This window comes from Muricauda sp. MAR_2010_75 (assembly GCF_000745185.1).
GTDB lineage: Bacteria > Bacteroidota > Bacteroidia > Flavobacteriales > Flavobacteriaceae > Flagellimonas.
Genome location: NZ_JQNJ01000001.1, coordinates 1,261,112 through 1,286,742 on the forward strand (window position 1 = coordinate 1,261,112; position 25,631 = coordinate 1,286,742).

Annotated in this window: 23 protein-coding genes and 1 tRNA gene; 15 read left to right on the forward strand and 9 right to left on the reverse strand. The window is 42.3% G+C overall.

Annotated features, from left to right (window positions below; genetic code table 11):
- Positions 1 to 44: 44 nt before the first annotated feature.
- From rnc to FG28_RS05670, 3 genes are all read right to left on the reverse strand, one after another.
- Complete coding sequence (gene rnc / locus FG28_RS05660) at positions 45 to 782, reverse strand: ribonuclease III (protein ID WP_036380654.1); 738 nt, start codon at positions 780 to 782, stop codon at positions 45 to 47.
- A 10-nt stretch (positions 783 to 792) separates the two neighbouring features.
- Positions 793 to 2,043 carry a beta-ketoacyl-ACP synthase II gene (gene fabF, locus FG28_RS05665; RefSeq protein WP_036380656.1) on the reverse strand — a complete coding sequence of 417 codons (1,251 nt, stop codon included), beginning with the start codon at positions 2,041 to 2,043 and terminating at the stop codon, positions 793 to 795.
- A 101-nt stretch (positions 2,044 to 2,144) separates the two neighbouring features.
- Positions 2,145 to 2,378 (reverse strand): acyl carrier protein, encoded by a 234-nt coding sequence (locus FG28_RS05670; protein ID WP_009778413.1) that lies wholly within the window; start codon positions 2,376 to 2,378, stop codon positions 2,145 to 2,147.
- Between the two features lie 161 nt (positions 2,379 to 2,539).
- On the opposite strand from FG28_RS05670, the gene purN reads away from it, so the two are divergent.
- The 4 genes from purN (at position 2,540) to FG28_RS05690 (ending at position 6,776) form a co-directional block, all read left to right on the forward strand.
- Positions 2,540 to 3,103 (forward strand): phosphoribosylglycinamide formyltransferase, encoded by a 564-nt coding sequence (gene purN / locus FG28_RS05675; protein ID WP_036380664.1) that lies wholly within the window; start codon positions 2,540 to 2,542, stop codon positions 3,101 to 3,103.
- Positions 3,103 to 3,738 carry a viroplasmin family protein gene (locus FG28_RS05680; protein WP_036380665.1) on the forward strand — a complete coding sequence of 212 codons (636 nt, stop codon included), beginning with the start codon at positions 3,103 to 3,105 and terminating at the stop codon, positions 3,736 to 3,738. Before purN ends, FG28_RS05680 begins: the two co-directional genes overlap by 1 nt.
- A gap of 168 nt (positions 3,739 to 3,906) precedes the next feature.
- A complete protein-coding gene (locus tag FG28_RS05685; protein WP_036380666.1) occupies positions 3,907 to 4,833 on the forward strand; it encodes a PfkB family carbohydrate kinase in 927 nt (308 codons plus the stop codon).
- Between the two features lie 44 nt (positions 4,834 to 4,877).
- Complete coding sequence (locus tag FG28_RS05690) at positions 4,878 to 6,776, forward strand: amidophosphoribosyltransferase (protein WP_036380667.1); 1,899 nt, start codon at positions 4,878 to 4,880, stop codon at positions 6,774 to 6,776.
- Between the two features lie 685 nt (positions 6,777 to 7,461).
- Here FG28_RS05690 and FG28_RS05695 read toward each other — a convergent pair.
- Positions 7,462 to 8,070: a superoxide dismutase gene (locus FG28_RS05695; RefSeq protein ID WP_036386203.1), complete on the reverse strand. Its 609-nt coding sequence runs from the start codon at positions 8,068 to 8,070 to the stop codon at positions 7,462 to 7,464.
- A gap of 119 nt (positions 8,071 to 8,189) precedes the next feature.
- Here FG28_RS05695 and FG28_RS05700 point away from each other — a divergent pair, with 119 nt between their 5' ends.
- From FG28_RS05700 to FG28_RS05715, 4 genes are all read left to right on the forward strand, one after another.
- On the forward strand, positions 8,190 to 11,303 hold the full coding sequence (locus FG28_RS05700; protein WP_036380669.1) for an exodeoxyribonuclease V subunit beta: 3,114 nt from the start codon (positions 8,190 to 8,192) through the stop codon (positions 11,301 to 11,303).
- 9 nt (positions 11,304 to 11,312) lie between these two features.
- A complete protein-coding gene (kbl, locus tag FG28_RS05705; protein WP_036380670.1) occupies positions 11,313 to 12,506 on the forward strand; it encodes a glycine C-acetyltransferase in 1,194 nt (397 codons plus the stop codon).
- Between the two features lie 123 nt (positions 12,507 to 12,629).
- Entirely contained in the window at positions 12,630 to 13,988 is a 1,359-nt protein-coding gene (locus FG28_RS05710) for an OmpA family protein (protein ID WP_036380672.1), read from the forward strand.
- A gap of 65 nt (positions 13,989 to 14,053) precedes the next feature.
- Positions 14,054 to 16,786 (forward strand): PD-(D/E)XK nuclease family protein, encoded by a 2,733-nt coding sequence (locus FG28_RS05715; protein ID WP_036380674.1) that lies wholly within the window; start codon positions 14,054 to 14,056, stop codon positions 16,784 to 16,786.
- On the opposite strand, the gene FG28_RS05720 is transcribed toward FG28_RS05715, so the two are convergent.
- The 4 genes from FG28_RS05720 to FG28_RS05735 form a co-directional block, all read right to left on the reverse strand.
- Entirely contained in the window at positions 16,787 to 17,497 is a 711-nt protein-coding gene (locus FG28_RS05720; RefSeq protein WP_036380676.1) for an SDR family oxidoreductase, read from the reverse strand. It abuts the gene before it with no gap.
- A gap of 132 nt (positions 17,498 to 17,629) precedes the next feature.
- A complete protein-coding gene (locus FG28_RS21115; protein ID WP_394297327.1) occupies positions 17,630 to 17,833 on the reverse strand; it encodes a GIY-YIG nuclease family protein in 204 nt (67 codons plus the stop codon).
- Positions 17,834 to 18,045: 212 nt separating this feature from the next.
- A tRNA-Ala gene (locus FG28_RS05730) sits at positions 18,046 to 18,119 on the reverse strand.
- A 58-nt stretch (positions 18,120 to 18,177) separates the two neighbouring features.
- Entirely contained in the window at positions 18,178 to 18,975 is a 798-nt protein-coding gene (locus FG28_RS05735; protein WP_036380678.1) for a universal stress protein, read from the reverse strand.
- A 53-nt stretch (positions 18,976 to 19,028) separates the two neighbouring features.
- Here FG28_RS05735 and FG28_RS05740 point away from each other — a divergent pair, with 53 nt between their 5' ends.
- From FG28_RS05740 to FG28_RS05770, 7 genes are all read left to right on the forward strand, one after another.
- Positions 19,029 to 19,529: a GNAT family N-acetyltransferase gene (locus FG28_RS05740; RefSeq protein WP_036380679.1), complete on the forward strand. Its 501-nt coding sequence runs from the start codon at positions 19,029 to 19,031 to the stop codon at positions 19,527 to 19,529.
- 93 nt (positions 19,530 to 19,622) lie between these two features.
- Entirely contained in the window at positions 19,623 to 20,609 is a 987-nt protein-coding gene (locus FG28_RS05745) for an NAD-dependent epimerase/dehydratase family protein (protein ID WP_036380681.1), read from the forward strand.
- A gap of 109 nt (positions 20,610 to 20,718) precedes the next feature.
- The gene (locus FG28_RS05750; protein ID WP_036380683.1) at positions 20,719 to 22,053 is read left to right on the forward strand and encodes an MATE family efflux transporter; all 1,335 of its coding nucleotides are present in this window, start codon (positions 20,719 to 20,721) and stop codon (positions 22,051 to 22,053) included.
- Positions 22,054 to 22,148: 95 nt separating this feature from the next.
- Entirely contained in the window at positions 22,149 to 22,916 is a 768-nt protein-coding gene (locus tag FG28_RS05755; protein ID WP_036380685.1) for an enoyl-CoA hydratase/isomerase family protein, read from the forward strand.
- A gap of 160 nt (positions 22,917 to 23,076) precedes the next feature.
- Positions 23,077 to 23,337 carry a hypothetical protein gene (locus FG28_RS05760; protein ID WP_036380688.1) on the forward strand — a complete coding sequence of 87 codons (261 nt, stop codon included), beginning with the start codon at positions 23,077 to 23,079 and terminating at the stop codon, positions 23,335 to 23,337.
- Entirely contained in the window at positions 23,334 to 23,600 is a 267-nt protein-coding gene (locus FG28_RS05765; protein WP_036380690.1) for a type II toxin-antitoxin system RelE/ParE family toxin, read from the forward strand. The genes FG28_RS05760 and FG28_RS05765 overlap by 4 nt, the downstream gene beginning before the upstream one ends.
- A 6-nt stretch (positions 23,601 to 23,606) precedes the next feature.
- Positions 23,607 to 24,374 (forward strand): UDP-2,3-diacylglucosamine diphosphatase, encoded by a 768-nt coding sequence (locus FG28_RS05770; RefSeq protein ID WP_036380692.1) that lies wholly within the window; start codon positions 23,607 to 23,609, stop codon positions 24,372 to 24,374.
- Here the strand turns inward: FG28_RS05770 and FG28_RS05775 are convergent.
- Positions 24,371 to 25,627 (reverse strand): MFS transporter, encoded by a 1,257-nt coding sequence (locus FG28_RS05775; RefSeq protein WP_036380694.1) that lies wholly within the window; start codon positions 25,625 to 25,627, stop codon positions 24,371 to 24,373. The genes FG28_RS05770 and FG28_RS05775 overlap by 4 nt on opposite strands.
- Positions 25,628 to 25,631: the final 4 nt, after the last annotated feature.

Consider the following 25,631-nt stretch of genomic DNA (forward strand, 5'->3'; position numbering starts at 1 on the left):
CTTATAAACTCAACGAAAACGTTTGAGTTTACCTTTATTTAAAGTTACTGATTTTCAATTTTGTTCTGCAGCGCAAAATAGGCTCTTTTGGAAGCCTTCTCCTCCGCTTTCTTCTTGGAAGTTGCCCTGGCCTTGGCCATAACTCGATCACCAATGGTAAGTTTAACCGCAAAGTGTTTTAGCTCGTCATTACCCGTGTCTTCGTACACATGATAATTGAACGGTTTCTTCTGTTTTTGACACCATTCTATGACCAAGCTCTTGTAGCTGATGACCTTGCCTTCCAACTGTTCAATGTCCACGTAGGGATCTATGACCCGCTCATTGATGAACTTTTCACAATAGGTATACCCGCGATCCAGATAAATGGCACCTACCAAAGCTTCAAAGACATTCCCGTGAATGTTCTCGCCAAAATGGGATTTGGGAATCCTACTTTCCACAAAACGCAAAAGATTGAGGTCTTTGCCCAACTCGTTCAGGTGTTTTCGACTTACCACCTTGGAACGCATTTTAGTGAGGTAGCCTTCATCCCCTTCAGGGACCTCGTTGTACAAATGCTTTGAGATAATGGTTCCCAACATGGAGTCGCCCAAAAATTCCAGTCGTTCATAATTCATGGGGTTTCCCTCGGAATCCTTTTTGTTTACGGAACGATGCAGAAAGGCCTTCTTGTAAATTTCAATGTCCTTGGGCTTGAAGCCCAGAATTTTTTTGATCCCCAAAAAAAAATCCCCATCCGTTTTCGGATGGGAATTGAATATTTTAGAGGTGAGCTTCATGTCTACAAAACTACTCTATTTTTTTGAACAAAATACAGGCATTGTGCCCGCCAAACCCAAAGGTGTTGCTCATGGCCACATTCACCTCCCTTTCCTGTGCCTTGTTCAAGGTCAGGTTGAGTGAGGGGTCAATTTCCTCGTCCACCACACTGTGGTTTATGGTAGGAGGCACCATATTGTGCTCCATGGCCAATATGGATGCAATGGCCTCAATGGCCCCTGCAGCTCCCAACAAATGTCCGGTCATGGACTTGGTGGAATTGATGTTGATGTTGGGCGCATGGTCACCAAAGACTTTGGAAATGGCTTTCAATTCCGCAACATCACCCAACGGGGTTGAAGTTCCGTGGGTATTGATGGCATCCACATCCTCTGGTTTCAATCCGGCATTTTGCAAACAGTTTTCCATTACCTTGACCACACCAATCCCTTCTGGATGGGGAGCGGTCATGTGGTAAGCGTCACTGGACAATCCGCCACCTAAAACCTCGGCATAGATTTTTGCGCCCCTTGCCTTGGCATGCTCATATTCTTCCAAAATAAGTGCACCGCCACCTTCTCCAAGTACAAAGCCATCTCGAGTGGCATCGAATGGTCTTGAAGCGGTTTCTGGACTATCGTTTCGTGTGGAAAGGGCATGCATGGCATTGAACCCGCCCATACCTGCCATGGTAACGGCGGCCTCACTTCCTCCGGTAACAATGACATCACAATGGCCCAATCGTATGTAATTGAGTGCATCGATCATGGCATTGGCCGAGGAGGCACAAGCGGATACCGTGGTATAGTTGGGGCCCATAAACCCATGTTTGATGGAAATGTTCCCTGGTGCGATGTCCGCAATCATTTTTGGTATGAAGAATGGGTTGAAACGTGGTGTCCCATCTCCCTCAGCAAACCCGATCACCTCATTCTGAAAAGTTTCCAGACCACCGATACCGGCACCCCATACAACACCTACTCGAAATTTGTCCACGACGTTCAGGTCTATGCCCGAATCTGCAATGGCTTCATCTGACGATACAAGTGCATATTGGGCGAACCTATCCAGCTTTCTGGCCTCTTTTCTGTCGAAGAAATCCTCTGGGTTGTACCCTTTGAGTTCACAGGCAAATTTTGTCTTGAACTTCTCCGTATCAAAGTATGTAATGGGCGCAGAACCGCTCTTTCCGGTCCGTAGTCCTTCCCAATAAGCTTCCAAATTGTTACCTATGGGGGTCAATGCTCCCATTCCGGTAACTACTACGCGCTTTAACTGCATTGAACTATTTTTTACCCTTTTGAACCTAAATTATAAAAAAAATTATCCATGTGCCGATCATCACATGGATAATTTATAATCTTTAGTAATATATCATATAATTACTTCGCTTCTTCGATGTAGCTAATGGCCTGGCCAACAGTTGCAATGTTTTCTGCCTGATCATCAGGGATTTGGATGTCAAATTCTTTCTCAAACTCCATGATAAGCTCAACAGTGTCCAAGGAATCCGCCCCTAAATCGTTGGTAAAGCTAGCTTCAGCTACAACTTCATTCTCATCTACACCTAGTTTATCAACGATGATAGCCTTTACTCTTGATGCAATGTCTGACATAATTATAGTGGTTTTAAAAATTTAATTGTTGGCAAAAATATAAAACTTTGGATTAAATACACTATTTGTCGATAAAATGTACCCCAAATTAAACATCTTAAAGCTCAGTATCTTACTTTAGCCGCCTGAAGTTAGTCCAAAATCATATCAATTCCTAACAGATGAAACAAATTGTCATCTTGGCATCGGGAAGCGGGTCAAACGCCGAAAACATCATCACCTATTTCAAGGAAAGTCCACAGGTAGCGGTGTCTGCCGTGCTCACCAACAAGAATACAGCTAAGGTGTTGGAGCGCTGCGACCGCTTGGAAATTCCCGCATTTTACTTTAATAAAACCGCTTTTACCAGTTCCAATACGGTTGTGCAACTGCTTAAGAGCCTCAACCCTGATATTATTGTTTTGGCCGGATTTTTATGGAAAATCCCTTTCAATATTATAGCGGCATTCCCCAACCAAATCATCAATATCCATCCTGCCCTGCTTCCAAAATACGGGGGAAAAGGCATGTACGGGGCCAAAGTGCATCAAGCCGTAAAAGAAAATGCAGAGACCGAAACCGGCATCACCATACATTATGTAAATGAACATTACGATGAAGGCGCTATCATTTTTCAAGCTAAAACTGCTGTGGAACCCTCGGATGATGCCGATACGATTGCCGAAAAAGTGCACCAATTGGAATATGAGCATTTCCCAAAAGTGATAGAGAAACTCCTTTTATAATGGCGAAAAAGCAGAAGTTTTATGTGGTCTGGAAAGGCAAGCATCCCGGTATTTTTGAATCTTGGGACGACTGCAAGGCTCAAATAGAAGGATTCAAAGGAGCACAATACAAATCATTTGGCACTTTTGATGAGGCCAAAAAAGCTTTCAACAGCAATTATTTGGAATACAAGGGGAAATCCAAAGGAAAATCGGAGCTGACCCAAGAAGAACTCCTTAAAATCGGAGACCCCAATTACAATTCCATTGCAGTGGATGCGGCCTCGAGCGGTAACCCAGGAACAATGGAATATCGCGGTGTGGACACCAAGACCAAGAAAGTGCTGTTCCATCAGGGTCCTTTTCAACAAGGCACCAGCAATGTTGGCGAGTTTTTGGCTTTGGTTCATGGATTGGCTTTTCTCAAACAAAAGAACAGCAATCGAATTCTGTATTCGGACTCCCGAATTGCCATTGGCTGGGTGCGGAAGGGAAAATGTGGCACAAAATTGAAAAAAGGTCCCAAAAATGAAATGCTTTTTGAACTGATTGAGCGGGCAGAGGATTGGTTGAAAAAAAATCGCTACACCACCCCCATTGTAAAATGGGAGACCAAGGCTTGGGGTGAAATTCCCGCGGATTTTGGCAGGAAATAGATAAGAGATGTGAGATGTTAGACTTGAGAATTAGAAACATTCTCCTTTAAACTTGCACTTGGGTTTGCTCTTGAAGTTTGAACTTGTATTCCCTTCTTTTTCTTAAATCCTTTGCCAATGATTCCAATATGGAATATCAAAGCGTATATTTGCACCAAAATTCATTGAATGGGCAAATTGCTGATTGTCGGAAGTGTGGCTTTTGATGCCATTGAAACTCCGTTTGGCAAGACTGGTAAAATTTTAGGAGGTGCTGCACCTTTTATAGGACTCGCTGCTTCGCAGTTCAAGACTAAATCCGCCATAGTCTCCGTGGTTGGGGATGATTTCCCGCAAGCATATCTGGATTTGTTGACAGACCGAAACATTGATATTTCCGGTATTGAAGTGGTAAAAGGTGGCAAAACCTTCTTTTGGCAGGGAAAATATCATAACGATCTGAATTCACGGGATACCTTGGTAACGGAGCTCAACACCCTAGGTGATTTTACTCCGGTGGTTCCCTCTGATTTTAAAAATGCCGATGTGGTCATGTTGGGAAACCTGCACCCCAACACCCAGATGAGTGTAATTAATCAGATGGAAGAACGACCAAAGCTCATCGTTTTGGACACCATGAACTTTTGGATGGACAATACATGGAATGAGCTAATGGACGTCGTCAAAAAAATAGATGTCATTACCATAAATGATGAGGAGGCACGGCAAATGACCGAGGAATATTCCTTGGTAAAGGCAGCTGCCAAAATTCAGAAAATGGGGCCCAAGTACGTGGTCATCAAAAAAGGGGAGCACGGTGCCCTGTTGTTCCATAAGGAGAACATTTTCTTTGCCCCCGCTCTTCCATTGGAAGATGTTTTTGATCCCACAGGCGCAGGAGACACCTTTGCGGGTGGCTTTTCGGGTTATTTGGCCGAAACAGGAAATATTTCCTTTGAAAATATGAAAAATGCCATTATCCATGGATCCAATCTGGCTTCGTTCTGTGTGGAACGATTTGGCACTGAACGGATGCTGGAATTACAAAAACATGAGGCGGAAGCCCGCCTTATGCAGTTTAGGGATTTGACCCAGTTCAATATTGAATTAACATAAATGCGCGCCCTGAAATTTCGGGGCTTTTTTATTATTGGTTTGTTATGAGTGATGCGATTAAGCACGAATGCGGAATATCACTGATCCGTTTGCTTAAACCTCTGGAGTATTACAAAGAAAAGTATGGTACGGCTTTTTACGGAGTCAACAAAATGTACCTAATGATGGAGAAACAGCACAACCGGGGACAGGACGGAGCCGGTTTTGCCAGTATTAAATTGGACATGCATCCTGGCGAACGCTACATGAGCCGGGTACGATCCGCACAACAACAGCCCATCCAGGATATTTTTGACCAGATCAATGCCCGAATCAATTCGGTATTGGCAGAGAACCCGGAATATGAGAATGATGTGGCAATGCAAAAACGTCATATTCCCTACATTGGCGAATTGCTGATGGGGCACGTGCGCTACGGCACCTTTGGTAAAAACAGCATAGAAAGTGTACATCCGTTCCTTAGACAGAACAACTGGATGCACCGTAACCTTATTGTGGCCGGAAACTTTAACATGACCAATGTGGATGAGCTCTTCGGGAATTTGGTGGAACTCGGGCAGCACCCCAAAGAACTGGCCGATACGGTAACCGTGATGGAGAAAATTGGGCACTTTTTGGATGATGCCGTCGCCAAGCTCTATAAACAGATAAAGAAAGAAGGGTACAATAAAAGGGCGGCCTCTCCCTTGATCGCAGAGCGACTGAACGTAGGCAAAATACTTAGAAAGGCCTCAAAAAACTGGGACGGTGGCTATACCATTGGTGGTCTGTTGGGCCATGGGGATGCTTTTGTTATTCGCGACCCCGCAGGAATACGACCCGCCTATTATTACCAGGATGATGAGGTGGCTGTGGTAGCTTCAGAACGACCTGCCATCCAAACGGTTTTCAATGTAAAATATGAGGATGTAAAGGAATTGGATCCTGGGCATGCCGTCATCATCAAAAAAGATGGAAGCTTCGCCGTAAAACAAATTCAGGAGCCCACCGAACGCAAAGCCTGTTCCTTTGAGCGCATTTATTTTTCGCGCGGAAGCGATAAAGAAATCTATCAGGAGCGAAAAATGTTGGGGAAATTGGTTTTCCCTCAAATTTTGAAATCCATTGACAACGATTTAGAAAATACGGTCTTTTCCTATATTCCCAATACGGCCGAAACGTCCTTTTTTGGGATGGTAAAGGAGGCGCAGAATTACCTCAACAACAAAAAAGAAGAGCAGATTTTTGAACTGGGTCCCAATATTACCCGGGAACAGTTGCACAAAATTTTGGATGTACGCCCCCGAATTGAAAAGGTGGCCATTAAAGATGCAAAGCTGCGAACTTTCATTACACAGGATAGTAGTCGGGATGATTTGGTAACCCACGTCTACGATGTTTCGTATGGCTCTGTGAAGCAGAACGACAATTTGGTAATCATTGATGACAGTATTGTACGGGGTACCACGCTTAAAAGGAGCATCCTTAAAATTTTAGACCGATTATCTCCCAAGAAAATTATTGTGGTTTCTTCAGCTCCACAAATCCGATATCCGGACTGTTATGGGATAGATATGGCCAAGCTTGAGGATTTTGTGGCCTTTAAAGCAACAAAGGTATTACATGAAGAAGCTGGCACTACAGATAAGATAAAGGAGATCTACGAAAAATGCCTTACCCAAACAGAAACGAAGGACAAGGACGTGATCAACTATGTAAAAGAGTTTTATGCGCCGTTCACAGCACAACAGATTTCCAAAAAGATTGCTGAAATTCTAAGTCCCGAAGGCATAAAAGCCGAAGTGGACATCATTTACCAAAGCATTGAGAGCTTACATGAAGCTTGTCCGAAAAACTTGGGCGATTGGTACTTTACAGGAAATTATCCCACGCCAGGTGGCAATAGAGTTGTAAACAGGGCATTCATCAACTTTTTTGAGGGCAAGAACCAGCGTGCTTACTAATCCTGGATTTGCATACAACCCAATTGCGTGCATTTTATCGATGAAACGAGTAGATTGACGGGTTTTTGTAAGATGGGCAAACAGCAAACCTACTTTAGTATCGCCATAGCATAAGTAGGTTAAGTTCATGGTAAGATTTGGGGCAAAAAAGGTGGAAGCTATTCCACCTTTTTTATTTTCTACTCGGCCCAGTTTATTGCCTCTTTTATCTCTTTTCGTAATCCTTTTCTTCATTTACGGCCCATGCAAACAGTAAGTTTGGCAGTTCAACCAATTAAAGGGAGTTTCGTCTAAAAGCTTGTTGGGCTAAGGGTGCCTTGCAGTACATTTGGAGGACCATAGCATAAGTAGGTTAAGTTCATGGTAAGATTTGGGGAAAGAAGGCGGAGAATACTCCGCCTTCTTTATGTTTGACTACCAAGGTTTTATCCATTTTATCGATGAACTGCACATTTTCTTTTTTATTGAAAAATCAAAAATTTATCTAAAACCCTTTGTTATTTTACACAATACCAGTATTTTAGTCTCGCCATAGCATAAGTAGGTTAAGTTTATGGTAAGATTTGGGACGAAAAGGGCGGGGGCTTCCTCGCCCTTTTCTATTCTGATCTACTCAGAAAAATTCACTCCATAAAAAAAGCCGAACACTAAGTGTCCGGCCTTCATATCTTTAGAATAGCAGCGCTTATTTAGCTGCTTCGTAATTCTCAGCAACTTTTGCCCAGTTGATCAAATTAAAGAACGCCGAAATATAATCGGGTCTTCTATTTTGATAGTTCAAATAGTAGGCATGCTCCCATACGTCCAAGCCCAAAATAGGATGACCTCCACATCCTACACCTGGCATAATGGGGTTATCTTGGTTTGGCGTGGAGCAAATTTCCAATTTCCCTCCTTTGTGTACGCACAACCAAGCCCAACCAGAACCAAATCTAGATCCTGCCGCTGCTGTGAATTTGTCCTTGAAACCTTCAAAAGAGCCAAAAGCTGAATCAATGGCAGCTGCCAAAATTCCAGTGGGTGCTCCTCCTCCGTTTGGAGACATTACTTCCCAAAAAAGTGAGTGGTTATAGAACCCTCCTCCATTATTTCGAACAGCCATGTTGGACATGTCCAAATTGGAAAGAATATCCTCAATGTCCTTCCCGTCCAAATCAGTCCCGGCAATGGCATCATTTAATTTAGTGGTATAGCCATTATGGTGTTTGGTATGGTGGATCTCCATGGTCCTAGCATCTATATGTGGTTCCAGCGCATCGTATGCATACGGTAATTTTGGTAATTCAAAAGCCATAATTTTGTGTTTTTGTGTTATTACTTGATTCACGTAAAAATACGGGTTTTAACAAACAAATGCACCCAAAACCATGTTAAGTTCAGATCGATAATTCTTATTTTGCAATAAACGTTTTCTTGGGAGACTCAAACTTTAAAATATATGGCGCATCGGCTGGTTCGGGCAAGACCTATGCCTTGGCCAAGGAGTACTTAAAATTGTTGCTCTCCAACGATTCCCCTATCTCTTTCAGGCAGATTTTGGCCATTACCTTTACCAACAAAGCGGTGGACGAAATGAAGACCCGGATTTTGGACAACCTGTATAACTTTGGAAAAGATGCTGTCCCCAAAAAACAAGACCCCTTATTCCAAGAGCTTTGCCAAGAGCTTTCCTTGACCGAAGAACAATTGCGGCAAAAGTCCAAATTGGTCCTTAAACGAATTCTGCACAATTACTCGTTCTTTGAGGTTTCCACCATAGACAAGTTTAACCACAAACTCATTAAAACCTTTGCCCGGGACCTACGTCTTTCGCAAAATTTTGAAGTGGAACTGGACACCGACCTGCTTTTGGAAGAAGCTGTGGGCCAACTTTTGGAGCGGGCGGGAACTGAGAAAGAGCTTACGGAAGTGCTCATTGACTTCTCTTTAGAAAAAATTGATGATGATAAAAGTTGGAACATTGCCTATGACCTCTTGGAGATTGGAAAACTGCTGTTTCAGGAAAACCATGCCGTTCATATTGATGAATTGCGTTCCAAATCAATTCAAGATTTTAAGGACATTCAGAAGAAAATAGCGTCACGAGTCAATATTCTGGAGGATAATGCAAAGGAGTTGGCTCAATCGGTTCTGCAGGAAATAGAAAATCAAGGTTTTGATGTTGCCGATTTTCCACGGCAGACACTTCCCAATCACTTTAAAAAAATTGAAGGAGGGGATTTCAACACCAAAACACTCTACAATAACCAACTGGGACAAAATCTGGAAGAGGGAAAAATCCTAAAAGCCAGTGATAAAAGAGATGCCACACTATTGGGGCAGTTGGTTTTGGAAGGCTTTTTATCCATCAAACAAAAACTATATAGGCGCAGCTACCTGAAGAACATTTACGGCAACATTGTTCCACTGACGGTATTGAATGAAATCGCCAAGGAAATCCACAACATTGAACTGGACAACGACATTGTTCCCATCTCGGCGTTGAACGCCATTCTGTCCAAAGAAATAAAGAACCAGCCAGTCCCTTTTATTTATGAACGGATGGGCGAAAAATACCGCCATTATTTTATTGATGAGTTCCAGGACACCTCACAAATGCAGTGGGAAAATCTGGTGCCCCTAATTGGCAACGCTTTGGAAAGTGAAGATGAACGACACCAAAAGGGATCCCTCTTTTTGGTGGGCGATGTAAAACAGGCCATTTATCGGTGGCGTGGTGGTAGGGCCGAACAATTTTTAGAGCTCATCAATGGAAAATCCCATCCATTTGTGGTGGAACCTGTGGTTCATTCGCTGGACACCAACTGGCGTAGCTTTGATCAGATTGTGGAGTTCAACAATGCATTTTTTACAACCACGGCCCCCGTTCTTCAAAATGAAGCTTACCGAAATCTCTTTTTGCACGATTCGCACCAAAAAACCAACAACAAGCCCGGAGGGTTTGTCCAGCTCTCCTTTTTGGACAAGAATGTGGAGGATAAAAATGAGGTCTATTGCCAACAGGTTTTGGAAACCATTGCCGAAATCACTTCCAAAAAACACCCTTTTTCAGACATCTGCATTTTGGTACGTGACAATAAAAATGGAATGCTATTGGCCGATTTCTTGGCACAGCACAATGTTCCCATAATTTCTTCGGATGCGTTGTTACTGGACAATAATGACAAAATCACATTTCTGATTGCGCTCCTGAGGCTTTTTGAAAATGCCAATGACCGTGAGGCGGCCTACCAAATTTTACTGTTTTTGGCCCGAGATGAAACGGACAAGCATAGCTATATTTCCAAAAACATAAATCAAATTGAATCTTTTCTGTCCGAAGAATATGGGTTTCAAATGGCAGAACTGAAGGGGCAATCGGTCTTTACCCTATTGGAAAATGCCATTGTACAATTTGATCTCGCCAACGATTCCGCAGCATACCTTACCTTTTTAATGGACGAAGTGTTGCTGGTTGAAAAAAGAGAAGGGCCCAGCGTGTTTTCTTTTTTGAAGTATTGGGAGCAGAAAAAATCCTCCCTGTCCATAGCTGCTCCGGATAATGTAAACGCTGTACAGATCATGACCATCCACAAAGCAAAAGGATTGGAGTTCCCGTTTGTCATATTTCCGCTTGCGAATGCCCGACTCAATAAAATGGGAAAGAAGTCGTGGGTTCCTGCGACCGAAACTGAAAAGGATTTGGGCTTGGAGGAATTTCTCATCAACACCAACAAAGACATGCTGGTATACAATGATCAAACAGCTCAAATCTATTTGGATGAAGAAGAGAAGTCGGTCTTGGATGCCATGAATGTACTCTACGTGGCCCTTACCCGACCCATTAAAGGGCTGTTTGTCATCACCGAAACGGGCAAAGAAGTTGCCTCCATGGAAAGTGCCGCTTCGTATTCAGATTTATTTCAAGCCTATCTGCAACAACGGAATGTTCCCAAAAATGACAAAGAGGTATATACTTTTGGTGTCTTTCCTAAGGTTAAAGATGGCTCGGAGCAAACCTCCACAGAGGATGGCTACATAAATTACATTACCCGGCCCAAAAACGATTCTGGTTTTACCATTGCCACCACCTCTGGACGGCTGTGGGACGATGAACGAAAAGAAGCCATTGCGCTCGGAAATCTGATTCATTTTGCGCTAAGTAGGATCACCTATGCCGAAGACGTTCCGCGCGTTGTTGAAAGTCTTCAATTGGCCGGACATTTTGAAAAAGATGCTACGGAGGAAGTCAAACAAAAATTGATGGATGTGGTCACCCATCCCAATTTAATTCCTTATTTTTCAGAAGATTACCAAATCATTAATGAACGGGAAATCTTAACAGTAACAGGAGCATCGCTTCGCCCAGATAGGATTGCCATAAAAGGTCAAGAAGCCACTATCATTGACTACAAAACCGGAAAACCATCTCCTTCACACAAGGAGCAAATCACCCAATATGCCGATGTGCTAAAAGCGATGGATTTTACCATTAAAAATGTCATTATTGTCTATATTGACCAAAATATTAATCCCATTTTCGTCTAAATAAAAACTATGTACGGAAAAATCAAAGAACACTTGGCCCAAGAGCTGGAAGAAATAAAGGAAGCAGGCCTTTTTAAGAAAGAACGCATTATAACCTCCCCCCAGGGAGCGGTCATAAAAATTTCCACAGGAGAGGAGGTCATCAACTTTTGCGCGAATAATTATTTGGGGCTGTCCTCTCATCCTGATGTGATACAGGCCGCGAAGGATGTGATGGATACCCATGGCTTTGGAATGTCGTCGGTACGGTTCATCTGCGGTACGCAGGACATCCATAAAGAATTGGAGCAAAAAATAGCCAATTTCTATGGCACGGAGGATACCATATTGTATGCGGCTGCCTTTGATGCCAATGGTGGGGTTTTTGAGCCATTATTGACCGCAGAGGATGCCATTATCTCCGATTCACTGAACCATGCCTCCATTATTGATGGGGTCCGTCTTTGCAAAGCAAAGCGCTATCGCTATGAGAATAGTAATATGGCCGATTTGGAGGAACAATTGAAACAGAGCGTAAAAGATGGTGCCCGGTTCAAAATTATTGTGACCGATGGCGTCTTTTCCATGGATGGCCTTTTGGCTCCCTTGGACAAAATTTGTGATTTGGCAGATAAATACGATGCCCTAGTGATGATCGATGAATGCCATGCGGCAGGTTTTATTGGGGAAACCGGTCGCGGAACCTTGGAAGAAAAAGGGGTCATGGACCGTATCGACATCATTACCGGAACCTTGGGCAAGGCCCTTGGTGGCGCCATGGGCGGCTATACCACCGGAAAAAAGGAAATCATTGAACTATTGCGCCAGCGATCACGGCCGTATCTTTTCTCCAATTCCTTGGCACCGGCCATTGTTGGGGCTTCCATAAAGGTTTTTGACATGCTGGATAAGGACACATCCTTACGGGATAAACTCCAAAACAACACGGAATACTTTAAAAAAGGCATGAAAGAAGCTGGATTTGATATTATTGATGGCGATTCGGCCATCGTTCCCGTGATGCTATACGATGCAAAACTTTCCCAAAAAATGGCCGATATGCTGCTGGATGAGGGCATTTATGTTATCGGATTCTTCTATCCTGTGGTTCCAAAAGGAAAAGCACGGATTCGTGTTCAATTGTCCGCAGCGCATGAAAAAGAACACTTGGACCATGCAATAAATGCCTTTATTAAGGTAGGAAAGTCGTTGAAAATCGTCTAAAATCGTTGAAATGCAACAATTCTTCTGGCAAATGAGTCAAAAAAAAAGAATGTTTGATTTTGTTAATAAGTCTTAACAACTTACATTTGCTGCTGATAAACACTTAAACTTAAAATTTTGAGCATGAAACATCTTAGCAAATTATTGGTTGTTGCCCTTGTATTTGTAGGGATCAACAGCATACAAGCGCAAGACGAGAATAATCCATGGCAGATTAGTTTTGGGGTGAATGCAATTGATGCATATCCAACCAATGACGAGAATAATCCATTTTCAAGTACTACGCTTTTCGATGAGTACTTTAATGTGTCAGACCACTGGAACATCTTGCCTTCTGTTTCCTATGTAGGCGTTTCCAAGTACATTGGTGACGGATTTTCCATTGGTGCACGTGGTTCCTTGAACAGAATTGAGAAAATTGGTGAAGCTTCTGTAGATGACCTTTCTCACTATGCTGTTGATGGTACTATTAAGTACAACTTCCTAAAAAACACAACAATTGACCCATTTGCTGAGATTGGTGGTGGTTACACTTGGGTTGATGAAATTGGTGCTGGTACGGTAAACGGAGGTGTTGGTATCAACATCTGGTTTTCTGAAAACATTGGTCTTACTTTGCAGACTCAATACAAGCACGCTTTTGAAGACTATTTGGTTAAGCATTTCCAACACTTGGCTGGTCTTAGCATTAAGTTTGGTGGTACTGACACCGACGGTGACGGTATCTACGACAAAGACGATGCTTGTCCAGAAGTTGCTGGTTTGGAAGCTTTCAATGGTTGTCCTGATTCTGACGGAGATGGTATCGAAGATTCCAAAGATGCCTGTCCTAACGAAGCTGGTCCTAAAGAAATGAACGGATGTCCTGATTCTGACGGTGACGGTGTTGCTGATAAAGATGATGCTTGTCCTAGCACTCCTGGTCTTCCTGCTCTAGCTGGTTGTCCTGATGCTGATGGTGACGGTGTTGCGGATAAAGATGATGATTGTCCTAACGAAGCTGGTCCTGCTGAGAATAACGGTTGCCCATGGCCAGATAGCGATGGTGACGGTGTTCTTGACAAAGATGATCAGTGTCCTGATGTAGCTGGAACTGTAGCTAACAACGGTTGCCCAGAAGTAACTGAAGAAGTTCAAAAACAATTGAACGACTACGCTAGAACCATCTTGTTCGATACTGGTAAGTCTTCCATCAAAGCAGAATCTACTTCTGTAATGGTTGACATCATCCAAATCTTGAACGAATATCCTAACGCTAAGTTTACTGTAGAAGGTCACACTGACAGCGTAGGTAGCGAGTCATTGAACCAAAAACTTTCTGAAGAAAGAGCCAACTCTGTAAGAACCTTCTTGATTGACAAGGGTATTGCTTCAGATAGATTGACAGCTATTGGTTATGGTGAGGCCAAGCCTATCGCCACTAACAATACAAGAGCTGGTAGAGCTCAAAACAGACGAGTTGAAATCAACTTGATAAAATAATCGAAAACACAAAGTTTTCTTTTAAAAAGGCCCCGCAGTTGCGGGGCCTTTTTTATTTTTAGTACATGCATAAAAGCTTTCTAGAACATGTATTGAACGACCTCCAAAAAAAAGGCACGGATTTCTCCGAATGTACTTTTGTACTTCCCAGTAAACGTTCTGGTACTTTTCTGAAAAAACATTTGGCCTCCTCCTTGCCCCAAAACATTTTCAGTCCAAAAAATATTTCCATTCAAGACTTTATTGCAGACATATCTGGAATGGAGCAAACCTCCAATCTGGACCTATTGCTGGTCCTATATGACGTTTATAAAGAAACCCAAATAGAAGAACCCGATGACTTTCCTTCTTTTTTGAAATGGGGACAAACGCTTTTGCAGGACTTCAATGAAATGGATGGCTACCTTATTCCAGCACATGACCTGCTCAACTACCTTTCTGCCATCAAGGAAATCGACCATTGGTCCGTAAAAAAAGAAAAAACAGAGTTGGTCCAAAACTACCTTCAGCTTTGGAATAAATTGGAGACCATATATAATGGTTTCAATACCGTTTTAAAAGAACAGAAGAGAGGTTATCAAGGGCTTATGGCCAAGGTTGCGGTTTCCCGTTTAGAGGAATATTCCAAAAACCATAAAACTACACCCATTATTTTCGTCGGGTTCAATGCTTTGACCTCGGCAGAATCAAAGATTGTACAGCATTTTCTTGAACAAGGTAACGGACAAATCTATTGGGATATTGATACGTACTTTCTCAATGACCCTATCCACGATGCCGGACTTTTCATCAGGAATTACCAGCGCAACTGGCCCTACTACAAAAACAAAGGAGGGATAACGCCACAAAGTAATTTTTTGTCTCCCAAAAAAATTTCAATTACCGGCGTTCCCAAAAGCATTTCACAAACCAAATATGTAGGGCAATTGTTGCATGAGTTAAACTCCAGTGCTGCTATTGATTTTTCCAAAACAGCCGTTGTTCTTGCTGATGAGTCCCTGCTCTCTCCCATGCTTCATGCAGTACCGCCATCCATCAATGCCGTGAACATAACTATGGGACTGCCCCTGAACAAAACCATTTTGTACTCCTTTTTTATCGCATTCTTAGAGCTTAACGCAAATACTTCCGAAAGAGGATGGTTCTACAAATATGTTCTGGAGCTTATCTCAAATCCGTATTGCTTGACCCTTTCAACGTCCAGCAAGGTCGATTTTGCCCCAATTATGGCCAAGGAAATCAAAGAACAGAACAGGTTGTACATCAACGGCGGTGTCCTGGACAGATATGCCGAAGCTTATGACGTGCTGAAAATTATCTTTCCCAAAGACCGTATTTCAGTGTTGCAATGGATAGATAATTGCCTTCTGCTCATTGATCGGTTGAAGATTACCTATCAACAAGAGAAAAACACCATGGAACTGGAACAGGTCTATCGGTTTTACACCCTCTTCAACCAATTGAAGGAATATTTGGCCCATGTAGATTTCATCAGTGAACTCAAATCCATCAAAAACCTGTTTAAACAGCTGGCATCCATGGAAACCCTGGATTTTATCGGGGAACCGCTAACCGGGCTCCAAATTATGGGAATGCTGGAAAGTAGGAACTTGGATTTTGAAACGGTCATCCTCACCTCGGTCAACGAGGGTATTCTACCATCCGGCAAAATGAACAATTCCTTTATCCCTTTTGATGTAAAACGGGATTACGGTCTGCCCACCTATAAAGAAAAGGATGCCATATACGTCTATCATTTCTACAGACTGATACAACGGGCCAAAAACGTGTACATCATCTATAATACGGAACCCGATGTTTTGGAAGGCGGTGAAAAAAGCAGGCTCATCTCCCAATTGCTGGCAGATGATAACATTGCCCCATTCATTACACACACCATTGCAGCTCCTCAAGCTAATATTACACCTTCCCAACCTTTGGAAATAAAGAAAGGGGCATCGCTATTGGATGACATCATTGCTTTTGCCAAAAGTGGGTTTTCACCAACTTCCTTGACCAATTATGTGAGGAATCCCATCGACTTTTACACCCGAAATATCCTTAAAATCAACGATCTCGATGAAGTTGAGGAAAACATAGCCGCCAACACTTTTGGTACCATAGTACATGACAGTTTGGAAGAGTTGTATACTCCCCTTCTGGGAACAATGCTTTCAAAAGGAAATATTGAGGCCCTAAAGCCCAAAATTCCTATTGTTGTAAAAGGTCATTTTCAAAAAAACTTGTTCGGTGTTGATATTTCCAAAGGAAAGTTCCTGTTGGTCCATAATGTTATTTGTAAGTATTTGGAGAACTTTATGGCCATCGAAATAAAGCAACTCCAACGGCATACGATCAAAATACTGGCCTTGGAAGAAAAATATGATGTCCAACTCCATGTTCCTGAGTTGGATTTTCCCGTAAAACTCAAAGGCACCTTGGACCGTGTTGATGAGTTTAACGGCATTACAAGAATCATTGATTACAAAACAGGAAGGGTAGAGCCGAAAAACGTAAAGCTTACCGACTGGGAGGAACTCATCACCAACTATGATAAGAGCAAAGCTTTTCAGTTGCTGTGCTACGCACTCCTGTATAACAAAAAACACGGGGCGGAATCCGCTCTTGCCGGAATCTATTCCTTTAAAAATTTGGGACAGGGGTTGTTTTCCTTTTCACAGGACAAAAACAACACCCTTATTGATACCGAGGTTTTATCCACTTTTGAGGGCTACTTAAAGCAGCTCATCCTGGAAATCTGCAACCCCTCGCTCCCCTTAACCGAAAAAGCAGTCTGATTATTTTAAATCAGGGCGTGTAGGACGCACCTCTATCTTGCTCGGCAATGTCCGTGGGTGCATGGTAAGTAAGTCAACGACCAATTTACCAATATCCTCAGGCTGAATTTTCCACGCGTCTTTATCCGATGGTTCATTATCGTTAAAATGACTCGCTACCGAACCGGGCATGATCGTTGTTGTTTTTATATTGTGTTTTCTAAGGTCTAGCATGGCTGCTTGTGTGAAGCCTACCACTCCAAATTTGGTGGCATTATACCCAGCCCCTCCGGCAAAAAAGTTGGTTCCGGCCAAACTTGCCAAGGTCATGTAATAGCCTTCAGACTCTTTCAATGCCTCCACTGATGCTTTTAAGGTATGGAACACTCCGTTCAAATTTGTGTCGATCATTTGGCGCCAAGTTTTCTCGCTCATTTCATCAACGGGTTCAAAAATGCCTACTCCGGCATTGGCCATAACCATATCCAATTGCCCCCAAGTGGCTAGAATTTTATCCACTGCCTGCTTTTCGTCTGCCAGCCTGGTAACATCGGAGACCAAACCCAAAACACGTTCGCCATCCCCTAGGTTTTTTACGGCCCAATCCACCCCTTCTTGACTTCTTCCGCTGACGGCCACCTTCATGCCTTCTTTTAATAGGCATTCAGCGATGCCATATCCTATGCCTTTGGTTCCTCCTGTAATGTATGCTACTTTTCCTTCTAAGTTCATGTTGATATAATTTATCCCTAAAGTTCAAAAAGGAAATGGCCAAAAACAAAAAATCCATCCTAAAAGGATGGTAAAATTTGTGGAGAATACCGGATTCGAACCGGTGGCCTTTCCGAAAGCCTTCGGAACACTCTAGCCTTCAGCCTCTGAAATAAGAAATTCAATGTACTTCCTGCTTTTCTTTCTTTTAATTTCCCTTTCCCTGGCCATAGCGCCACTCCTTGTGGTAAAATGTTCAGTATACTTTACCTTCCAATCTGTTGCAATTTTTGTGTATTTGGACCTGGCGCCATTGTGCCGACGTATTCTGTCTTCCAAATCCTGACAATGACCCACATACTATCGGTCAGCAGATTCACTGTATACGATGTAGACGAAATATTCCATAAATACATCATTTTTGAGGTATGCTTGTGACTCTTGAGTGAAGAACGTTGTTCGCAGGTGGCCTTTCCGAAGGTCTTCGGAACGCTCTAGCCAACTGAGCTAATCCCTTAAAATAACCTCAAAATAAAAAAGCACCCAATTTGAGGTGCTTTCATTTTTTGTGGAGAATACCGGATTCGAACCGGTGGCCTCTTGCATGCCATGCAAGCGCTCTAGCCAACTGAGCTAATCCCCCGTAAGAGAGCGCAAAGGAAATACTTTTTTCCGAAAGTATCAAAAATTGCGTTGTTTCCTTAATCTTTTTTAACGCTCAACACCAAAACGGGAATGGGCACAAAAAACTCAGATTTTGGTATCGTATTTTTTTCCCAAAGCTTTTTGAAGAATCCCCGTTTCCTTCTAAAAACACACAACATATCGGGGTGTTCTTTTTGGAAATGTTCAATTACACCCAAATAGGTGGTGCCATTTTCCGTGATGGTCAATTGTTTGCTCAAATCCATGAGGGCCGTGTTCACTTTAAGATCATCTTCAGAATATCCCGGCCTTTTTACCAAGAGCAAGCTCACTTCAGCCCTAAATTTGTTCTTTATACTTACCAAAGGATTCAGGATACTGCTCCGCTTTAAGATTCCAGAACCAAACGCGGTCAATATCTTTTTCAAGGGTTTGAATTCGGTTCCCTTTGGGACAATCAAAGTGGGAATATTGGTCTGTTTAATGATACGGCCCGAAGTGTTCCCCAAATAAAGTTCTTCCTGAATATCGTTACTTCTTGGGGCAATGATGATCAAATCTATCCCCAATTCTTTGTTGATGTCCTTAAGGCCATCAATAATATCGCCATTGTAGGTTGCCATTTTAATTTCAACACCTTTGGTGTCCACTTGTTCAATCACCTCTTTCAAATGTTCCTTGCTGCTTTTGGCCACTTTCTCCTCAACATTGGCCAAGCTCCCTACGGCAGTGGTGACCGAGAACACATCCATCACAAAAACTTTGGCACCAAAATTAAATGCAAAGTCGATGGCGTATTGCAGTGTGCTTGAAGAATTTGGTGAAGTTCCAATAGGTACGAGTATATTGTTCATTATTTGGTGATTGAGATTAAACCCTAAATTTACAACTTAATTAAAATGAAACCATGATCAGGCATGCAAAGATATCTGAAATAAAGGATATCCTAAACATCACCAAGGCCTGCGCCACAAAAATGCAGGAAAATGGTATTTTTCAGTGGAACGAACACTATCCGTCTGAGACCGCCTTTGTACGGGATGTGGAGCGCAATGAACTCTATGTGATTGAAGAAAACGGAGCTATTTTGGGAACTATTGTCATTTCAACCTATATGGATGAGGAATATGTGCCTATTGAATGGTTGACACCCAATGGCAACAGTACCTATATTCATCGCCTTTCCATTCATCCTGATCATCAAGGCAAAGGATTGGCCCAGAAGTTAATGGATTTTGCTGAAAACTATTCCCGGGAACATGGATTTGTATCGGTTCGTCTTGATACCTTCTCTCAAAACCACAGAAATCAACGTTTTTACGAGCAACGAGGTTATCAAAAATTGGGCGACATCTTCTTTCCCAAACAAAGTGAGCATCCTTTTCATTGTTATGAATTAGTGCTGTAACTTACTGTCGATTTAAGCACACAGGTAAATTTTAAAAGCATTTCATAGTATTCTATTCGGGTTTGAAGCGTTTCGTTATAAAAGTAAAACATTATGAAAGTATTATTTATTGGAGGAACAGGAAATATTAGCACACCTTGTAGCCGTTTAGCCATTGAAAAAGGGATAGACTTATACCATTTGAACAGGGGTTTAACAGGTGTTGAAATTCCTAAGGTAAAAACTATTATTGGAGACATCAACAAGCCAGAAACATTATCAGAACTGAGTAGACATACATGGGACGCGGTGGTCAATTGGATTGTGTTCACACCGGAGGAAATGCAAAGGGATATTGAGCTTTTCAAGGGAAAAACAAAGCAATACATTTTTATTAGCTCGGCTTCTTGCTACCAAACACCCTTGAGCTATCCCATCATTACTGAGTCTACACCCATTCGCAACAATGTTTGGGAATACTCCAATAATAAAATTAAGTGTGAAGAATTGTTGATGAAAGCCTACCGCGAGCAGGATTTTCCATTTACCATTGTAAGACCTTCATTTACCTACGATACTATCATTCCTATTGCCATTGGTGGGGTGAAAGAATATACCACGGCAGACCGAATTTTAAAAGGCCAGGAAATTATTATTCATGGTGATGGTACTTCGGTTTGGGTTACAACACATGCTGATGATTTTGCTGTGGGATTAGTTGGCTTGTTGGGACTTACCCAAGCTATAGGGCATACGTTTCATATCACTTCTGATGAAGTTTTAACTTGGAATTCCATTTATAAAATTTTGGCCGATAGTTTAGGCTGTGAGCTGAATGCAGTGCATATTACTTCCGATTTTATATGTAGTCTTGAGCCCGGTTTTACGGGCGATTTATTGGGAGATAAAACCGAAAGCGTCATTTTTGATAATACCAAAATCAAAACTTTTGTGCCAGAGTTTAAAGCAACTATCCCTTTCGCAACAGGTATCAAAAGAACTTTGGAATGGTTTCAGGAGTCGGAAGACAGAATGTTTGTGAATCAAGAAACCAATAAAAAAATTGATCATGTTTTAAAGTCATACCAAGCAAGGACTTAGTTGTAAAATTGCTTACTTAAACAATTAGAAGCTTGGCGATATTTTCTTTCCCAAACAAAGTGAGCATCCTTTTCATTGTTATGAATTAGTGCTGTAACTTGACCCCGATTTGAGCACACACGTCAATTTTAGAAGCATTAACCAACTGGCTATTCCCGCTACCATTTCGGGAATTGCGGAACCCCTGCTCTCCATTACCGATACAGCCATTGTGGGCAATATTCCGGTTGATGGATTGGAGTCTTTGGCTGCTGCCGGTATAGTAGGGTCCTTTTTATCCATGCTCATTTGGGTTTTGGGCCAGACCCGAAGTGCCATTTCAGCAATCATCTCCCAATATCTAGGTGCTGGAAAACTGGATGAAGTAAAGAACCTGCCCGCTCAGGCCATTTTCTTTAATATTCTGTTGAGTGTCGTCATTTTGGTGTCCACTATTTTTATTGTTGAAGATATCTTTAAACTATTTGAAGCCTCAGGGAAAATACTGGACTATTGTATTTCGTATTATTCTATTCGGGTTTGGGGCTTTCCGTTGACGCTGTTCACTTTTGCTATTTTTGGAATTTTCAGGGGCTTACAGAACACCTTTTATCCCATGGTGATTGCCATGATTGGAGCAGGCTTAAATATTCTGCTCGATTTTATTCTAGTTTACGGTGTGGAAGGTTATATCCCTGCAATGTATCTGGAAGGTGCAGCATGGGCCAGCTTGATCGCACAAGGCACTATGGCCGTTCTAGCACTGATTCTACTTCTGAAAAAAACTGAAATCAGCATGAAACTGGTCTTCCCGCTCAACAAAGAAATCAAAAGATTGATTTTGATGAGCCTGAATTTGTTTGTCCGTACTGCCGCCCTCAATGCCGCTTTAATGCTTGCGGTTCGAGAAGCTACCATACTAGGGGATCGTTTTATCGGAGCGCATACCATTGCGGTCAACCTATGGTTATTTGCCGCCTTTTTTATTGATGGCTATGCTGCAGCCGGGAATAGTATGGGGGGTAGACTTTTGGGTGCTTCAGACTATAACGGCCTGTGGAAATTGGCCAAGACGATATTCAAATACGGAATGGTCGTAAGTTTAATCTTGATGCTTTCAGGTTTCATTTTCTATAGGCCCATTGGCCGACTTTTTTCAAATGAGACAATTGTGCTCCAAACATTTTACAGTATTTTCTACATTGTAATTCTAGGACTTCCCATGAACACCATCGCCTTTATCTTTGACGGACTCTTTAAGGGTCTGGGTGAAATGAAATATTTGAGGAATGTATTGCTTTCAGCGACATTTTTGGGCTTTATCCCCGTCTTATATCTAGGGAAGTTTTTGGGTTGGGGGTTCTATGCCATTTGGATTGCCTTTGTGGTCTGGATGATGATTCGCGGATTTGCCCTGGTTTGGAAATTTAGACAAAAGTTCAGGCCCTTGGTACAAAACGCTTAATTTAGTGCTGGAAAATAGCATGTTCAAGCACTGGCAACTGACAACTGACAACTGACAACTGATAACTGATAACTGATAACTGATAACTGAAATTAATGTCCACACATAGAGCCAACGGAAGTTTGTATACCAAAATCAACAACGGAGTTGCTGCGGTGGAATTCGGTCATCCGGCCAGTAATTCTTTTGTGTCCGAACTTTTAGGCCGTTTGGCCAATGAGTTTGCCAAGCTTTCGGATAACGATTCCGTTTCCTTGATTGTATTGAAATCTGAGGGAGATCGCGCTTTCTGTGCCGGGGCTTCTTTTGATGAATTGGTGGCCATTTCAAACTTGGAAGAGGGAAAGGCTTTCTTCAGTGGATTTGCCCATGTCATCAATGCCATGCGTAAATGCAAAAAACCAATTGTTGGGCGTGTTCAGGGCAAGGCCGTTGGGGGTGGTGTTGGCTTGGCCGCTGCTTGCGATTACGTATATGCCACAGTTGATGCTGCCATCAAATTATCAGAAATTTCAATCGGTATTGGTCCCTTTGTCATTGCCCCGGCCGTGGAACGAAAAATGGGAAAAGCCGCTTTAGCCGAACTCTCATTATCCCCAACCGAATGGAAAAATGCCTATTGGGCCAAAGAAAAAGGATTGTTTGCCAAAGTATTTGACTCCATTTCTAAAATGGACAAAGAGTTGGAATTCCATGTGCAACGATTGGCTTCCTACAACCCAAATGCCTTGGCCGAAATGAAACGTGTGCTTTGGGAAGGCACTGACCATTGGGATGAATTGCTCGCCCAACGAGCAGAATCTTCCGGTAAGTTGGCCCTTTCCCCAGAAACCAAAGCCGCCCTGGAAAAGTTTAAAAAATAAAAGAAATTATGACTGATTTATTGTTCCCCATATTGGCTCTTTTCGTAATTGTGGTTTATGTAATCAATCGGATAAGAAGCAACCGACGTTTTAAAAAGTAAATTATATAAAATATATATTTTATATATTTGCTGATGTAATCTTTGAAAAGTCAAGCCTTATGGAGCATGTAAAAAAGCTTATCGAAGTCGATAAGTCACTTGTAGTAAAATTAAAAATGCTTTCCGCCTTTGAAAATTTGAGCGTTAAGGCCTTGATGGAAAAGGCTGTTGTTGAGTACGTTAAGAACAAAGAGCTGGAGCGTTTTAAAAGTCTTTCTGAGGAGGAAAAAGAGGATCTTGGACTTCTCCTCTTAATGCAACAAGCAGACAAAGAAGACTTTTCAAGCGAAGATGAGATCTTTAAAATTCTGGATGAATGAAAGTCAAATATCATAAATCCTTTGAAAAAGATTTAAGAAAGATTAATGATAAAAAGACAAAACAGAAATTAAAGCAAATCATTCTCCAAATGAAAGAAGCCATCGTTTTGGATGAGCTAAAATCTGTCAAAAAAATGGCCGGACATCCAAACGCTTTCAGAATAAGAATAGGCCCTTATCGCCTAGGTTTTTATTACGAAAACAATACCTTGCTATTGTCTCGTTTTGTAAAGCGAAATGATATCTACAAACTTTTTCCTTAGACCAATTTGAAAAATATCACCCTTCCAAAAAGCAAAAAAGTCTATTTCGCTAGCGATAACCACCTTGGTGCGCCCACCAGAAAAGACAGTTTGTCTCGAGAAAAGAAGTTCGTGGCCTGGTTGGACAGCATTAAGCACGATGCCCATGCCATTTTTTTAATGGGTGACCTTTTCGATTTTTGGTTCGAATACAAAACTGTGGTTCCCAAAGGTTTTACCCGTACGCTGGGCAAATTGGCCGAACTTTCAGACATGGGCATACAAATCACCTATTTTGTGGGCAACCATGACCTTTGGATGAATGGTTATTTTGAAGAAGAACTCAACATCCCAGTCTACCACAAACCGCAACAGTTTTTAATTAACGATACTTCTTTTTTTATTGGTCATGGTGATGGTTTGGGCCCACACGACAAGGGCTTTAAACGCATGAAAAAAGTCTTTACCAACCCTGTGGCACAATGGTTCTTTAAGTGGCTGCACCCCGATTTGGGGGTTCGCTTGGGACAACATCTTTCTGTGAACAACCGGATTATTTCTGGTGAGGCCGATGCTAAATTCTTGGGTGAAGACAAGGAGTGGCTGATTCTTTACGCAAAGCGAAAGCTGGAACAACAGCATTATGACCATTTTATTTTCGGCCACCGACACCTTCCGATGGAAATAAAACTCAACCAAAAATCCAGCTACACCAATTTAGGGGATTGGATCAATTATTTTACCTATGCCGTTTTTGATGGTGAAAATTTAAGTCTGGAAAAGCTCGAAATTTAATCCTTTTCGTGCTCATCAATATCCTTTTGAAGGTCTAATTTTCTAAAGGTTGGTGACGCAATGGCCGTTGCACCTGCAGTGAGCAAGGTCATGCATCCGCCAAAAACCACAGCAGTAACTGTTCCCATGAGTTTTGCAGTTACTCCACTCTCAAACGCCCCCAACTCATTGGAAGAGCCCACAAACATGGAGTTTACAGAGGCTACCCGACCCCTCATATTGTCCGGTGTCTTCAGTTGTAAAATGGTCTGCCTGATAATCATGGAAACTCCGTCCACAGCACCACTTAGAAACAAAGCAATCACAGACAACCAGAAGAGTTCCGAAAGTCCAAACACTATAATGCAAATCCCAAAAGCAAACACCGCCATCAACAGTTTTTTACCTGCATTTTTATGTAATGGGAATCGTGTAGAGCCCAACATGGTTATCGATGCTCCAACGGCTGGCGCCGCTCGCAAAATCCCAAATCCTTCCGCTCCTACATGTAAAATATCTTGGGCATAAACGGGCAATAACGCTACGGCACCTCCAAAGAGAACCGCTACCATATCCAAAGTCAAAGCACCAAAAATGGCCTTGTTTCCAAAAACAAAATGCAACCCATCCCTTAAACTCTTCATAACCGGTTCCCCAAGTTTAGGATTCATGATGGGCTTTTTGGGTATCTGTAACAGAAACAGCAATGCCATCAAAGAGAAGCCAAAAATGACACACATGCTCCAATGTACGCCTATCCAACTAATGGAAAATCCGGCCAAGGCCGGACCCAAAACTGAAGCCAATTGCCATGTGGAACTGCTCCAGGTGGCCGCATTGGGATAAATTTTCTTCGGTACGATCAATGCTATTAATGAAAAAATAGTGGGGGCCAAAAACGAGCGCACCAATCCTCCCATAAAGACCAAGGCGTAAATGGAATATAGTATGGTCCTGGAATCCCAGGTGTCTTGCAAGCCTGGCCAACTTAAAAGAAAAAGACCCAAACTGATTACCGAAAACCCGGCAATGCAGGTGACGAGCAGATTTCTTTTCTCCCGCTGGTCTACAATATGCCCTGCAAACAAGGCCATACCAACTGCGGGAATAACCTCCATAAGTCCAATAATTCCCAATGACAATGGATCCTTGGTTAAAGAATACACCTGCCACTCAATAACAATGAATTGCATGGACCAAGCAAAGACCATGGCAAAACGTACCAGTAAAAAAATGTTGAACTCCCTATAGCGGAGTGCAGCGTATGGGTCCATAAAT